We start from the raw sequence: 15,996 nt of genomic DNA on the forward strand, positions 1-15,996 counted from the left end.
GTCATAGGACTCACAAGGGTCAGATCAATCCCGGTCACCACATAGGCCTCATAGAAGGCTTGCGGATCATCCGCTGTAAAGAGCTGGAAGGCCCCTTTTGGTGTGATCTTAGCCGCTTGAAGCATGGTTCGAACGTCCTCTGGGGCCGCTTCAAGGCTGGCATAATCAGCGACACTAATCCCTTCAACAGCCTGGCCTTTAGCGTCGGTAATTTTTACCAATTCTGGACGCAAGGTCAAAGCTTCTTCTGGATAATCGTCTACGTAGAAGAACCCTTTTTGGATGGTATCTGGGGAAGACTTATCGCCCTTGTATTGATCCAGATCCCACGTCAATTCGTAGAAATTGGTTGAACCAGCCAGGACGGTCTTGCCGTCAATCACGGTGCCATTTTCATTTTTATTGACCTTGTGCGGTTTGATGTAGTTATTATTGGGATTGTCTGGGTCTCCTGGTTTCCCTGGGGTAGTGACCCGAACGATATTGGATTTGACCCCATAAGCATCGTTGACCGTTAGGGTAAAGTTATTTTCATAGGTGGCCCCGTCGTTCATGACCTGACCGACAATGGTTGGGACGGGGGCAGTGATGCCCTTGGTGTAGTCCTGATTGAGCTGGGTCAGGGTTTCCGCAGTGGCCGTGAAGGTCACCGTATGCGTGGTTGCATCATAGGTGACCTCAAAGTCTGGACTGGCCACCTTAGTCGCTTCTAGGTTGAACTGATAGCCGCTTGGCAGGGGATCGACCAAGACGAAGGAGGTGGTTTCCTCACGGTTGGCCGGCAGTTCAGCCGTTCTCAGTTGGAACTTGACCACCGACTGTTTAGCGACCAGGGTCTTGTCGATATCGACTCCTATGTTATTGGTGATACCTTTGGCTACACTCGGTTGAACCTCTAATTTATAGTAATGGTAGCGAACTCTTGGTACATTAACTGGATCAGGAACCTTCTCATAAAAAGGTTCAACTGGCGGCGTCGGCTCTACCTCATAGTTGGGCTCATCCGGCTTGTTTGGTTCCGGTTGATCCGGTGTCCGAGTCGGTGGCGTTGGCTCCGGCTCGTAGTTGGGTTCTACCGGGGCTGGTTCGGATGGCTGTTCCTCTTCATAGTTAGGCTCATCCGGTTTATTTGGCTCCGGCTGATCCGGCGTACGGGTCGGAGGCGTTGGCTCCGGCTCATATTTTGGTTCTACCGGAGCTGGTTCGGATGGCTGTTCTACTTCATAGTTAGGCTCATCCGGCTTATTTGGCTCCGGCTGATCCGGTGTCCGAGTCGGCGGTGTTGGCTCCGGCTCGTAGTTGGGTTCTACCGGGGCTGGTTCCAAGTCCTTTTCGGCCTCGTAAACAGGTTCTGAAGGCTGAGTTGGAGCTGCTGGCGGTGTTGGCTCAGATTCCATCGGTTTATTAGGAATATCCTTGGCCTTTATCTTAGAATCAAAAGCGAACCATATTCCCGAGGCGTTTTCAGCAGAAATCGTAAATTTGATATCGGAACCCGTTTGTTTACCAACAATGGCTCCATACCAATTCAATGGGGAATCCGAACTATCCCATTCACCGCTTTCAAATCTCGATTGATTGGTCTTAGTATAGTTTGGAGTAGCAGCGTATAAGCCATCTCCATTGTCTTTTACAGAAGAGCCGTTTATTTCAATGGCCGTCCCTGTGTGATAATCAACCTTCTCAATTGCATTTACACCATCATACTGTGCCCAACCATGTCCTCTGTTAAGTGAAGAGAAATCTAGCAATGCACCCGTCGCATCGATTTTATTTCCATCTTCATCATAAAACCTAATTTCTACATCAATACTCTGTGAGCCAAAGAACTCAAAGTAATAGATCGTTGCGGTAGGATCATCATATAGCATGGCAGGTATTTTATCGGCCTTAAGACTAGTATCTTTTAGCGTATATATGAATTCTGCAGAAGCAATTTTTATACCATTCAGCTCTGAATTCTTTAAGTTGGTGTACTTTGCAACAACAGGTTTACCTTTTGACAAAAATACTCGCTTGCCCGGCCAATCTGCACTATCTTGAATTCCACCCCAAAAGTGACTATAGGCAACTCGTCTCTTTTCTGTATTAAATGGTGTATCTGCCTTAATATAGTCCATTTTATCTGCTTCGGCATAGAATTCGTCAGCATTATAGACTTTATCTCCCGATGTAATTTCAAGGGAGGCCTCTTTTTCCTTCTCAAAGACAAAAGGTTGCGATTCTGGTGATGGTAAATATCCATCATCATTTTTGTGTTTTTCTAGCTCTGCTAAGGCAGCCTTGTAAGCGGCCTGCTCATCTTCGTAAGCTTTTAACTTGGTTTGGTAGTCAGCTAAGTCTTTTTGGTATTGGGTTAAGTCTTTTTGATATTGGGCTAATTTAGCTTCATAGTCAGCTTTAGCATCGACATTGCGCTGTTTGATGGCGGCATTTTCTGCTGCAATCTCGGCATTCTTAGCCGCATTTTCAGCCACAACCTTGTCGTAAGCCGCTTTGGCATCCGCATTGGCCTGTTGAACGCGGGCCAGCTCTTGTTCGTAGGCGGCCTGTTTAGCTTGATAATCTGCCTCATTATCCTTGTTCTTTTGTTGGATATCTGCTAAATCTGTATTATATTGCTTCAGGGCTGCTTCATATTGAGCTTTGGCTTCGGCATTGCGCTGCTTGATGGCTGCATTTTCTGCTGCAATCTCAACATTTTTTGCCGTATTTTCAGCCACAGCCTTATCGTAAGCCGCTTTGGCATCCGCATTAGCTTTCTGCACGCGAGCGAGCTCTTGTTCGTAGGCGGCCTGTTTAGCTTGATAATCCGCCTCATTATCCTTGTTCTTTTGTTGGATATCTGCTAAGTCGGCTTCATATTGCTTCAGGGCTGCTTCATATTGAGCTTTAGCATCGGCGTTGCGCTGTTTGATGGCTTCGTTTTCTTTCGCAATCTCAGCATTTTTTGCCGTATTTTCAGCCACAGCCTTGTCGTAAGCCGCTTTGGCATCCGCATTGGCTTTCTGCACGCGAGCCAGTTCCTTTTCGTAGGCTTCTTTAGCTGCTGCATAGGCAGCTTGGCTGTCTGAGTTGGCTTGTTGGACAAGGGCCAAATCTTTTTGATACTGGGCTAATTTAGCTTCATAGTCCGCCTTGGCAGCAGCATTAGCAGCATTAATCCGCTCAACTTCTGCCTGATGGGCAGCTAAATCTCGTTCATATTGTGCTTTCTTAGCGGCGTTTTCTTGATTAATACGATCGGTCTTTGCTTGATTTGCAGCCACATCAGCCTTGTAGGTTCCCGTTGTGGTTTTAATAGCTTCCGCCTGCTTGCTGTAGTCAGCCTGAATTTCGTTTAATTTTTCATCTGCTTCTTGGGACGTTCCCACAGTCCCCTTGTCAACAGTTTCATCCTGTGACACCGACACGCCGGCTTCAGCAGCGGATTTTACAGCCTCATCAAGCTCAGTAGCCGCTACATCGACAGGTATTGAACCAGTTTTTTGCTCTGCTTGGGCTTGACTAGTCTCTGCTTGCGAGCTAGGAGCAGCCTGCTTTTCTGGCAGATTGGTTGCGGGATTCCCAGTCTCTGTTCCAGCTACTGCTTCTGTATCAACAGTGGATGTTGTACTGATCTCCGTATCTTCAGCGAACGCCTTTTGACCTGCTACAGACGCAATAATAGCAGTTCCCAACAGGGCACCACAAAGGGTCTTACTGATTTTACTCTTGCGAAAACCAAAAGTTTCCTTGTGTTTCATCTTATTTACTCCTTTTAATCGAGTTGTAATATTCCGTTTTTTAGTTACACCGATGTCATATTACCATTTTATTAGGAACTAAACAAGCTAATTGGCTTTTATTTGCTAGCAGTTGATAATCTTTCGAAATTTATACGCTAACTCTTAATAAATATTAGGTTTTACCACAATTTTACAGGCCTGGCTAAGGCCTTCACAGGTGGTTGGGAAGATGGGGTATATCTCCAGGACAGCTCCATTCTCTAGCTCCAAAGCCAAAGAAAGCTATTTTAAAACTGAAGGCCTTGCCTGCATTATTGCTCTGATTCTGCTCTTTCTAGCAAATGATTTTTAATCTTGGACTGGAAAAGCTAGCTAGATAAGGCTGTCCCACCCCTATCTATGAGGAGCTCCCTTTTATTTAAGATTTCTAGTCAAAATCAAATAACTTAGTCCACCAAAAAAGCATAAAATCACTGCTGCAACAACATAATTTTATGCTTTTTCCTGTATTATGGAATCTATCTACTTCAGGACCTTTAATGAAGCAGTCCGAAGCCAATAAGGAGGAGGTAGATAGCACTTGGCAGGTTATTAAAAACATGGACCATCATAGAGTCCTTGATATTGCCACGACGCTGATAAGCGCTATAGAGGACTGCTCCTAATAGGGCATAGAGAAAAAATTCCGGAATGGTCGCAGCATGCCCCAAGGAGAAAATTGAGGAGGTTACCAAACCAGCTAATATTTTACGCTGTTTAAAGAGAAGTACCTGCGGAAAACCGCGAAAGGCCAGCTCTTCAATGAGCGGTGCCATCAGACCAATCATCAGACAATATAAAGCCGTATAGAGAAAGAAGCCGCCCTGAAAGAAGTCTGTCAACTTGGCAAGCGCTTGGTCATTTGCTGTCTGACTCTGACCAGATATCCAAGCGAGAATCAAGGTTCCAAAAACAGCCACTGCTCGGGCTGCCAAAAAGAAGAGAAAATTGTACCCGATATCCCCCCAGGTCATCTTTTGAAGCTTGACGGTCTCGGGTTCATGCTTTTTATAGCTTCGCCAGAGCAATGTGAAAACGGCAATGATAAAAAGGATACAGAGCAGACCCAGTCCCCACTTGAGCGGCAGAGAAAAATAGGATTGATTTCGTAAAAGCAAGATAGGAACCATATTGCAGCATATGGCTAGAACCAGTAAACCAATAACTTTAAGAATATTAAAAAATAGTTTCATCATATCCCCTTATAATTTTATTTAGATATAGTGTACCATTTCTTTTTCATTTTGATAATGATAACAGTAAGAATAATTCACGATATCCCAAAATCGGGGCCTGCTATGTGTTCCCAAGTTCATTTACAATCGGTAGAATAACGGTAGCTCGGCCACCGCCTTGTTTTGTATTTGACAGCTCAAGCCTGCCCTTGTGCAGGCGGATAATATTATCCGCAATAGCTAGGCCTAGTCCTTGATGAGATTGGCTGCGACTACGGCTGCTATTCACAGTAAAGAAAGGCATTTTAGCTGAATTTAGAGCTTCTTGACTGAAACCAGGTCCACTATCAGTACAGGTGATAATTAATTGACTGTCTTGTTTCAGATAATGTATGGAAACGTTAGTCCCCAAAGGACTATGCTCTATAGCATTGGCAGCAATATTGATAAGCGCTCGTTTGAGCAGTTTGGGATCCCAGCTTGCTTGATCCGTGAGTGCTAGCGGCACCAGACAATCAAATGTAAGGCCTCTGACAGTAGCCAGACCTTTAAGATCACGATTGAGAGACTCTATAAAGTCTCTGACTGTAAGGATCTGAGGAGAAAAGACCTGCTGGCTCTGCGTCTGCGACAGTTCTGTTAGCTCTTGAAGATAGTCATCCAAGGCTTGGATATTTCTCTTAGTATGACTCAGAAAATCAGCTTGTTTCTCAGTTAAGTCCGTCAATTCCAGAAGGTCGGTGTTACCCTTGATAACTGTCAAGGGAGTTTTGAGATCATGAGTCAGGGCAGCTATCTGGTAGCTCTGGTCCTGCTTTGTCTGCCAAGACTCAAGAAGAGACTCTCTCAAACTAATACGCAGTCTGTCCAAACTCTGGATAATTTGGTCGAACTCCTTGATTCTAGTCTTTGGTAAAGAAAATTCTAACTCCTCCTCTTGGATCTTCTCTGTCATCCTTATAATAGGCCACAACTGGCGCTTGACATAACGGCCAAAGAAAAGGCTGGTCAAGATAAAATAGAATAAGAGTCCTAGACTCAATAAACCAATAATAACTATGCTCAGACGGGGTAAATGCTGCTCTAACCAAGGATCACGGTAACGCTGCCTGAGTTTATAATTGACAATAAGATGGCTGCCGTCAGGCCTCCTAAAGGTTTTGAAATACCCATAGCGACCATGGTCAAGACTGTAAGAATCTCGAGACGACGATGCCTTCTTCTTTAATTGGGGGTTCATATTAGTTTGTAGTTCCTGTCCATCTTTATCCACGAGCAGATAGCTAGTCCCTTGTGGAAGATTGGATAGTTTAAAATGCGAATCTGTCTCAATCGAGCGTGTTAAGTTTATCAACTCATTTTCTGTCTGATTAGCTGGCAAGATAAATCCGGTTCTAAAAGCCACTATCAAACCAATGTAAGCTATAAGCCCCATTCCTATGGCTCCCAGAACAACACTCATGAAGTAAGCTACGAAAATACTGGTCAAGGATGGGTTTAATTGTTTGTTTGCCATTTATAACCAATCCCCCAAACTGTTTCAATGGGTTCTGCTCCAGCCATCCGAAATTTTGCACGAATATTTTTGATATGCTCGGCTATGGCCGCAGGTGTTCCGCGTTCTTCAAATCCATAGAGATAGTCATAAAGCTGCTCTTTAGAGAAAACCTGGCCGCGGTGTTTGGCCAAATACTCACAAATTTCGTACTCTGATTTAGTCAGGGCAAGTACTTGATTGCTAATAGAAATTTCTTTGGCAGACAGATCGAACCGAATATTTCCTAAGACTAAACTGGTATGATGTTCACGCCTTTCCCGACGTAAGTGGGCATTAACACGCGCTAAAAGCTCTTGGACACCAAAAGGCTTAACCAGATAATCATCTGCTCCGCAACTAAGCCCTGTGACAATGTCTGCTTCCTGTGACTTAGCTGTCAGAAAAATGATCGGACTGTCCACCAGAGAGCGGATCTCTTTACAAAAACTCAAGCCATCGATATCAGGCATCATAATGTCCAGTAAAATCAAATCATAATCTACTAACTTTGAACGATCAACTTGTTCAGCACTGGTAAAAGTCTCTACCAAATAGCTTTGCAGCTCTAAGGTATTTTTTACCAAAGTCAGAATATCTGCTTCATCATCAATTACCAAAATACGTGTCATCTTTTTTCCTTTTTATGTTATCCGTACCATTCTTATCATATCATCCATAAAGTAATACTGACAAGCCATAGAGCAAGTAAATATGCAGCGGATAGAAAATATAAAAGAGATGCTTACTGCCCTTGCCTCGTTGGCCATTATACATAAGCATGAACGGTGCTGCAAAGATTTCTAACCATTCAAAATAAGAAAAGAAGAGACCGTGAAGGGTCAGTGGAGCACCTGCCAACAATGCACGCCCTAGATCAATTATCAGAGATACAAGGACAAAGGCGAGAACTTCCCTTTTGAGCGTTTTTCGGCAGAGATACATGGCAATGCCTACAATCAAAGTTGCCGTTCCACCATCCATAATGGAAAGATGCAGCGGCAGGATCGTAAAATTGAGCAGGTTAACAACAAACATGCCCAGTTGATTACCAGACCCCATGAAAATGCGGTAGAAAGGCATGAAAAGAAAGGGCAGAAGAATCGGAAAAAGAAGGGTCGGAATGCCTCGAAGGTACTTCCTCTCCTCAATCCAAGCAATCCCCTGCAAAGCAACCAGCAAAATGGCAAAGGAGGACAGCATCATATTCTTAGGAAAGAAGCCATCTCCCCGTACCAAAGGCTGCAGCACATTATAAAAGCCAAACTGAATCAGTCCCATGGCAATAGCTAAGCCGTAAATCTTGAGGAAGTATTTCTTGCGGTCATGCGTATGAATAAACCCTTCGATAATTGCAAATAAGAACAAAGGAGCGGATAGTCTCCCAAGCTGAGTGAACCACAGGGGGATCTTTCCTGTATAGTCAAAAAAGTAATGAATATGGTCTAGCAGCATGAGCACCAAGGCGATGTATTTGAGCTGAAAGCCCGTCAGCTTCTTGAATTTTGTCATAAGTAGCCCTCCTTACCTATTCTTAGTATAAACAATAAATTTAAGGACTTTATCAGGAAGAGCAAAATAAAAAACGTATAAAGGTCCAATTGACATCTTTATACGCTTCTTATGCTGATAGCTCTCTCCTCCAAATTTTATACGCTTCTTTAGCTAGAATAATTAGAGGCTGAAATAGCAGTCGCAATACCATTTGTCCACTATTTATCGCGATGGCAAAAGTATAAAAATAAGTGCTAGCCATAACCCAGTTCTAACTCCATTGATTGCCGCTGTGTGTCAGGTTGGGACAGCTATAAGTTGCTTCAAATTTACAGGTTGCGCTAGGTAGCTGAAAAATTCTGAAGAGCTATAGATGGCAGCATAAGCTCCAATTACTCCGCACACTCATCACTCGGAAATAAAAGGGCAGGGCACAGAGCCAGCGCCTAACAACTCTCATTCCATGCTGCTCTAACACATATTAAAAGTAAAGTCCAATAAGATTAAATAGAGGAGATTATATGACAGCTTCAGTAGGCAAATTCATCCCCTTCCAACCCTCAAGGGCGCCTGACAATTCATAAGCCTCTAGCCCAGCTGATAAGAGAAGTAACAGAGCCTGTTTGCCTAATATGGTGCCGCTGTTCCAGTCATAAACTACGTAGGTTTTATCCTTGGCTAAGCTCCCTAATTCTTGGGCTAAATCTTTAGCAGGTAGAGCTCTGGATCCTTTTATCTGCTCCTTTTTAACATGAGCTGGGGCATTGCGGACGTCAAGGAGGACATAAGGTGAGTCATCATCTTCCATGGCTTTTAATACCTCAAAATGGTTAATATAAAGGCTAAGGTAGGTTTCCAGTAATTCAATTTTTGTCATAATAGTTCTCCTTATAATATTGTCGGGATTTTTCAACCCAAGTTTTAACAGTTCTCTATTTTAGTTTTTTTACAGGCAGTTGAATTTACCAATTTACTCCCTTCGAAAATCCAGAGGAACCACTAAGAATGGCAAGAAAGAAGCGAGAGTACAGCTGTGGTTACTGGCTACCTCACTTCAACTTCTGCAGCGACAAAAGAGCTTAAGAGTACACTGCCCTTCTGCTCAAACAGAAAAAAAACTAATTTTGCACGTTTGAAGCTGATTCAGCTTATTTGCTCAGCGATTTGCAATAGGATAGCCTTTTGACTGTCTGATAATTCCTCTATCACTTCATGCTCAGCCTGTCTCATAACCAACCACATATCGGAAACCAGCTTCTCACCTTTTGCAGTCAAGGCGAGCACGTTCTGACGGCGATCTCTAGGATTTCGCTCTCGCTTCACCAATTCTTTTTCTTCAAGCACATCAATAATTTGCCCAATACTAGTTCGGTCGATGCTCAGTTTCTCACCAATCTTAAGCTGAGTATGATTGGGAGAATTAAATATGGCTAAGAGGACACCATAATATCTGGAATCCCTGTAATCCAACCCATGCTGGCTTAAATGGCTGCTAAAGCGTCTGTCCATAAACTGAGCAATTTTACTTAGGGTAAATCCCCATGATTCTTCAACTCTTATAAGAGTTCACCTCCATTCTTTATATATAATCAGTTTTACTGATTATCAGTTAAAATGATTATATGGCAGAAACTGAAATTTGTCAAGAAAAAGTACAGTGGGTAATTTTATTGATAGAGCACTGAGGTTGAAGCATTCTTATTCGTTTATAACTAATTCTAGCTGAGTTTGCTGTAATTTAGCCTTTTACCCCTATAATGCTAAGGTGAAAACGGCGATTGATTATACCAAAAGCTTAGAGTTCCTCTTTTAACTATCACTAACGCTACTAACAAGATCAAAAAAGAAAGGCCCTATAACTCCTAGTAGGGATTTATTCACTGAAGTTATAAAGCCAATGTCTATACTTATATTACAAAAAAGAGCAGAGATCAATCGATTTCTTTAAAGTATTGATCATCTCTTACTCTCTTTTATATCGATTAGGATTTAGCCAATAGCTGCAAGAAGAGCTTGGACTTGCTTAGCCAAATCTGCTAAGACTTCTTCAGAAGCTACATATTTACCATCAGCCCAAGCAGAATCGTTAACTTTTGAGAAAGTCACTTGGTCCACAAACTGTGTGCGGATAAATGGCATCAAGTTACGGTAGCTCTCTGCTACTGGTTCATTACCACCATTTGCCAAAACAGATACTGTTGTAACCTTATCTTGAAGGACTGAAGCACCTGTTGTATCTGAAAGATCTTCAGCACGAGAAAGCCAATCCAGTAAGTTCTTAACAGAACCCGGAATCGCAAAGTTATAGACTGGTGAGAAAATCCAGATAGCATCAGCTGCCTTAACAGCGTCACGAACAGCTTGAACTGCTGGCAATACCGGTGTTTCAAGGTCTTGATTAAAGATTGGAACCTGAGCCCAATCAAGATAGGTGACCTTGGCCTTGCCAGCAAGGGCTTGTTCAGCCTGCTGAGCCAGCTGCTGACTAAAAGAGCCTTGACGCAACGATCCGACAATAAATAAAATGTTTTTCATATAGGTTTCCCCTTAAAAATATTGTGTTTAGTAATTTTTCGGTTATTACTATGTAGTAATAATAGCACAACCAGAGGATCTTGTATAAAAATTTGCTCACTTATCATTTTGATCAAGAGTTTTAAATTTTTTCAAGAGGGTAATCAGCTGCTCTTGCTCTTCTTGCGTTAATATGCTAAAAGTCTCTTCTACTGCCTCAATATGTGCTGGCAAGGCCCGCTCAATAATGCGACGACCTTTTTTAGTGAGATGAATAATATAGGCACGGCCGTCCCTCTTACTAGCCTCACGTCGAATCCAACCGCTCTTTTCCATATTTTTGATGACAATGGTCATATTACCCGATGTCGTCAAAATACTGCTCACCAGTTCTCCAATACGCATGGAGCCTTTACTGTAAAGTACATCAAGAACACTGAACTGGGCTGGGGTCAAATCGAAGTCACGGAAAGTTGTGGAAACTCGGCTATCAATAGTATGGAAGGCTTTTCTCATGACAACCATACTTTTGACAGCAGAATTTTTAAATTTTGTCATAGACTATCTCCTCAAATGGGTTGAAGCGGAATCCCAGCACTGTCTGTTTGGCATCAATTAATTTATTGAACAAACAAAGGAGAAACTAGGACATCCTCTTCTCAACAAAAATTGTAATCGCCCTTGTATACGAGCCACCTTAAATCCACAAAACTACAGACAAACCTGACGCCTGGCCTTGGTCGCTATCGCTTGGTTATTAAGGGTTCTACCAAGAGCTGAAAAATAGTTTAAAATGAAACCAATTTCCTTGTTAAAGCTGCTATATTCAGCTTTTTTACTTTCCTAAAATGACCTCTAAGTTCTTTCATTGTAGCATTTCTGACTAAGAGTCGCAAGCTAAACATCTTATTTTGGAAATATAAAAAGGATCTGATCCTTCTTTCAAATAAAGGATCAAATCCTTAGATAAACCTAAGGCTAATTGATCGATTAAAGCCGTGTCAGAAACTACTTTTTAACCCGTGGAAATTTTTAGAAGCAAAAAGGAGGTCAATTAAAAGAAATCATCAAAAAGCGACAGTTGGTTATCTTCAGGCATATCACCTAGAATACCCATTTCATCCATTTTTTCAACTAGAGTAGTTGAAACCCCACCGCGTTTGCGCAGCTCGGTTTTAGATAGGAATTCTCCTTCTTGACGGCTAGCAACAATCTGTTTAGCAACGTTTTCACCAAGTCCGTCCATAGCCACAAATGGCGGGATGAGAGTGTCGCCTTCAATCTTGAATTCGGTTGCTTCACTATTATAGAGGTCTAACTGACCGAAGTGATAGCCGCGCTCCAGCATTTCATTGACAATTTCCAAAGTGGTATACAGATCAATTTCAACGTTGGACGCTTCATTATTCTTACGTTTAACAGCAATATCTTCCATACGTGCCTTGACAGCTTCTACCCCTGCGCTCATGGTTTTGAGCTCAAAGGCTTTAGCTCGAATGGAGAAGTAGGCACAGTAATAGTAGATAGGATGGTGCACCTTAAAATAAGCTACGCGCAAGGCCATCATAACATAGGCAGCTGCATGGGCTTTAGGGAACATGTACTTGATCTTCCCGCAAGATTCAATGTACCAGTCTGGAACATTGTTATCGCGCATGGCTTGAATATAAGTATTGCGCTCTTCCTCAGAAATTTTAAGCCAAAGCCCCTTACGCACCCGCTCCATGATAGTGAAAGCCATCTTGGGATCGAGACCTGCGTGCATGAGATAAACCATAATATCATCCCGACAGCCGATAACTGTTGAAAGAGTGGCAATGCCTTCTTTTATCAAATCTTGAGCATTGCCCAGCCAGACATCGGTCCCGTGTGAGAGTCCAGAAAGTTGGAGCAATTCAGCAAAGGTCGTCGGGTGGGTCTCATCAACCATCCCTCGAACAAAGTTAGTACCAAATTCAGGAATTCCCAGCATCCCCGTCGGTGTTCCGATCTGCTCCTCGGTCACACCAAGAACTTCAGTTCCCGAAAAGAGCTTCATGACATCCGGATCGTCGGCTGGAATATCTGTAGGGTCAATTCCCGAGAGATCCTGAAGCTTACGAATCATGGTTGGGTCATCATGACCCAGAATATCGAGTTTGAGGACGTTTTCGTCAATATCATGGAAATTAAAGTGGGTGGTCTGCCATTCTGCTGTCGTATCATCAGCCGGATATTGAACAGGAGTGAAATCATAAACATCCATATAGTTCGGAATAACAACGATACCGCCAGGATGCTGACCCGTTGTTCGCTTAACACCAGCTGACCCCATAGCTAAGCGATCGACCTCAGCATCACGGTAGAATTTATTGTAGTCACGCTCATAACCCTTGACAAAGCCATAAGCTGTCTTTTCCGCAACAGTACCGACAGTTCCGGCACGGAAGGCATATTCTTCACCGAAGATATCACGCACATCCAAATGGGCAGATGGTTGGTCATCACCGGAGAAATTAAGATCGATATCGGGCACCTTATCGCCATCGAAGCCCAGAAAGGTTTCAAAGGGAATATCTTGACCGTCTTTCATCAGGGACTGGCCGCACTTGGGACAGTCCTTATTTGGTAAATCAAAGCCAGAGCCGACGGATCCATCCGTGATAAACTCCGAATATTGACATTCTGGACATATGTAGTGGGGAGGCATGGGATTAACCTCAGTAATCCCAATCATCGTTGCCACAAAACTAGAGCCGACAGATCCCCGTGAACCAACTAGATAACCGCGCTTATTCGACCGATCAACCAACATCTGGGAGGCCAGATAAATCACGGCAAAGCCATTTCCCAAGATAGAGGTCAGTTCTTTTTCAATACGGCGATCGATAATGTCTGGCAGAGGATTGCCATAGAGCTCAAAGGCCCTAGCATAAGTTTTTTCAGCGACAGTCTCTTCGGCCTTGTCGATATAAGGCGTATAGAGGTCATTTTTGACCACCTCTACTTCTTCAAAGCGTTCTGCAAAGGTCTGTGTGTTTGTGACTACAATCTCATAAGCAAGCTCTTCCCCTAGGAAGGCAAATTCATCCAGCATTTCATTTGTCGTTCTGAAATGGGCCTTTGGCAGAGGAGCTGGCTTAGCATCCTCACCACGACCGATTGGGCGGTTAATCATAGCTCCTGGCCCTAAACTGCGGACAATGATTTCCCGATAGAGCTCATCTTCCGGCTCTAGGTAGTGAACATCACCCGTCGCTAGGATCGGCTTATCCAGTCTGCGTCCCACTTCGATCAAATCACGGATAACCTGTTGAATCCCAGCCTGATCTTGAATCAGATCATTAGCCAAAAGGGGGGCATAGATAGCCGGTGGCATCACTTCAATAAAGTCATAGTAGCGAGCTACTTCCACCGCCTTATCTACACCGCTGGTTACTACTGCATCAAAAACCTCGCCTTCCGAGCAAGCTGATCCCAGCAGCAGCCCTTCACGGTGAGCATCTAGGATGGTTCTTGGTATTCTGGCTACGCCTTCAAAATATTTGACATTGGATAAACTAACCAGTTTAAAAATATTTTTTAAACCGATTTGATTTTGTACATAGATGGTAGCATGTTTGACTCTGGCCTTTTTGTAAGAGTCCTCTGAAACCAACTTAGTGTTGAGTTCTGATAAATCAGTAACATTACGGTGGTCACGCGCCTCTTTAATAAAGATGAAGAGCAAGCGCCCTGTGGCTTCCGCATCATAATTAGCCATATGGTGATGATCTAAGGCCACTTGAAAACGTTTAGTCAAAGGGCCTAGACCATGGCGTTTATACTCAGGATAGAGGTTACGGGCAAACTCTAGAGTATCTATGACTGGCTGAGTAATGTGGGGCAGACCATGGCGTTCATAATTAGCATTCATAAAGCCAACGTCAAAGGTAGCATTGTGGGCAACTAAGACCGTATCCTTACAAAAGTCCTGAAATTCTTGCAGAACCTGCAAGAGCGGTTTAGCATCTTTAAGATGGTTGTCCGTAATCCCTGTCAGATCAGTCGTGAACTGGCTGAGGGGGTGGCCTGGGTTGATAAATTCATCGAACTGATCAATGATATTACCTTTGTGCATTTTAGAAGCCGCAATCTGAATCAAAGAGTTATTTACGGCAGAAAGCCCTGTGGTTTCCACGTCAAAGACAACATAGGTTGCTTCATGCAAATCCATAGGCACTTCATTGTAAGTGATCGGCACACGATCCTCAACGATATTAGCTTCTAAGCCAAAGATAGCCTTGATACCTGCCTTTTTAGCTCGGTGGTAACCATGGGGAAAACTCTGAACGTTTCCGTGGTCGGTGATAGCAACAGCTGTGTGCCCCCAGTTAGCTGCTTTGTCAATTAACTGTTCAACCGTAGGTAGGGCATCCATGGTAGACATATTGGTATGGGCGTGAAATTCTACACGCTTTTGCCCTTCGGGCATAAGATCCTTGCGTTCCTTATGGACAATTTCCTTCACATCCTGCACATTCATGGTCAAGGTTTTGGTCCACTGATTATTTTCAATATTTCCGCGAACGCGCAGCCAAGCACCCTTGGCGATCATGTCATACTTTTGCAAATCGGCATCATCTTTAGCCCACTTCTGCATGGCAAAAGATGAGGTATAATCTGTCATTTTAAAGCTGATGATGTGACGACCGGTTCTAGTTGTACGGCGCTCTACATCAAAGACCATCCCTTCAAAAACAATACGATTTTCTTCTGTTTCGATCTCCACCATAGGTGTGATCTCTGCCTTATCAAAACCAGCTTGACGTTTAGCTGCTCTTTCCTTATAGTCAAATTTGGGAGTGGGAGCAGCCTCTTCTTGGGCAGGCATAGAAGCTTCTAGGGAGGCCACAGCCTGAGCATTCTCTTCCTGAGCCTTCTCAATTAATTGCTCACTTCGAGCCTCAAAGGCCTGAGTCAGCTCTTGGGTCTTGTCAGCGTCGGTCCTAATCGTAAATGTGACAGTCCCAAAGCCAAACTGGGCAAACTGTTTCTCCAGCTTAGGAAGATGCTGCTGTTTAAAATGGTCATTATCCAGAAAACTGGGGGCATGAATAATGATTTGTCGACCTTCGCGAGACACTGCTAAATCCGAAAATGAAGAGCGAAAACTCGCGCTATTGCACAGAGGAAGATTAAAACTCTCTCTATAATATTCCTGAAGCAGTTGGTCTGAAACATCATTAGATTGAGCTTCAATGTCAAAACTAGCCTTGATATCAGCCTGTTCGAAGGTCCTGACTAGACGGTCAGCTAACTCGCGATAAATTTCAATGGGGGGAATTTCAGCAAAGATAAAATGAAACTCCCAGTGACGGCTAACAGCATGTACTTTAACTTCCTTAATGTCAGCAGACAAAAATACTGGAGACTGTCTCATCTCAAGCGGCATTTCTATCTGTTCCATCAATTTTTTGAACAAGTCTGACATGATATTTTACTCCTTAATAGTCAGTATATTATAGCATAAATAGCCTATAAAATCTCCCCA

The 15,996-nt window shown here is 43.4% G+C and carries 10 protein-coding genes; all 10 read right to left on the reverse strand.

Annotation, left to right across the window (positions count from 1 at the left end):
- A partial coding sequence (locus tag ACVR1G_RS09450; protein ID WP_447452929.1) for an antigen I/II family LPXTG-anchored adhesin occupies window positions 1-3,746 on the reverse strand: 3,746 nt, incomplete at its 3' end.
- 518 nt (window positions 3,747-4,264) lie between these two features.
- On the reverse strand, window positions 4,265-4,960 hold the full coding sequence (locus ACVR1G_RS09455) for a CPBP family intramembrane glutamic endopeptidase (RefSeq protein ID WP_447452967.1): 696 nt from the start codon (window positions 4,958-4,960) through the stop codon (window positions 4,265-4,267).
- A gap of 103 nt (window positions 4,961-5,063) precedes the next feature.
- Window positions 5,064-6,458 (reverse strand): sensor histidine kinase, encoded by a 1,395-nt coding sequence (locus ACVR1G_RS09460; protein WP_447452930.1) that lies wholly within the window; start codon window positions 6,456-6,458, stop codon window positions 5,064-5,066.
- A complete protein-coding gene (locus tag ACVR1G_RS09465) occupies window positions 6,440-7,108 on the reverse strand; it encodes a response regulator transcription factor (RefSeq protein ID WP_447452931.1) in 669 nt (222 codons plus the stop codon). The genes ACVR1G_RS09460 and ACVR1G_RS09465 overlap by 19 nt, the downstream gene beginning before the upstream one ends.
- Window positions 7,109-7,148: 40 nt before the next feature.
- Window positions 7,149-7,988, reverse strand: a complete 840-nt coding sequence (locus ACVR1G_RS09470; protein WP_447452932.1) for a TraX family protein — start codon at window positions 7,986-7,988, stop codon at window positions 7,149-7,151.
- A 499-nt stretch (window positions 7,989-8,487) separates the two neighbouring features.
- Window positions 8,488-8,847 carry a rhodanese-like domain-containing protein gene (locus tag ACVR1G_RS09475; RefSeq protein ID WP_447452933.1) on the reverse strand — a complete coding sequence of 120 codons (360 nt, stop codon included), beginning with the start codon at window positions 8,845-8,847 and terminating at the stop codon, window positions 8,488-8,490.
- A gap of 266 nt (window positions 8,848-9,113) precedes the next feature.
- Window positions 9,114-9,530 carry a MarR family winged helix-turn-helix transcriptional regulator gene (locus tag ACVR1G_RS09480; protein ID WP_447452968.1) on the reverse strand — a complete coding sequence of 139 codons (417 nt, stop codon included), beginning with the start codon at window positions 9,528-9,530 and terminating at the stop codon, window positions 9,114-9,116.
- A 429-nt stretch (window positions 9,531-9,959) separates the two neighbouring features.
- Entirely contained in the window at window positions 9,960-10,505 is a 546-nt protein-coding gene (locus ACVR1G_RS09485) for an NADPH-dependent FMN reductase (protein ID WP_447452934.1), read from the reverse strand.
- Window positions 10,506-10,601: 96 nt separating this feature from the next.
- Window positions 10,602-11,042 carry a MarR family winged helix-turn-helix transcriptional regulator gene (locus ACVR1G_RS09490; RefSeq protein WP_447452935.1) on the reverse strand — a complete coding sequence of 147 codons (441 nt, stop codon included), beginning with the start codon at window positions 11,040-11,042 and terminating at the stop codon, window positions 10,602-10,604.
- 496 nt (window positions 11,043-11,538) lie between these two features.
- Window positions 11,539-15,936: a PolC-type DNA polymerase III gene (locus tag ACVR1G_RS09495; RefSeq protein ID WP_447452936.1), complete on the reverse strand. Its 4,398-nt coding sequence runs from the start codon at window positions 15,934-15,936 to the stop codon at window positions 11,539-11,541.
- Between the last annotated feature and the right edge of the window lie 60 nt (window positions 15,937-15,996).

The sequence above is a fragment of the Streptococcus dentasini genome (assembly GCF_053206945.1).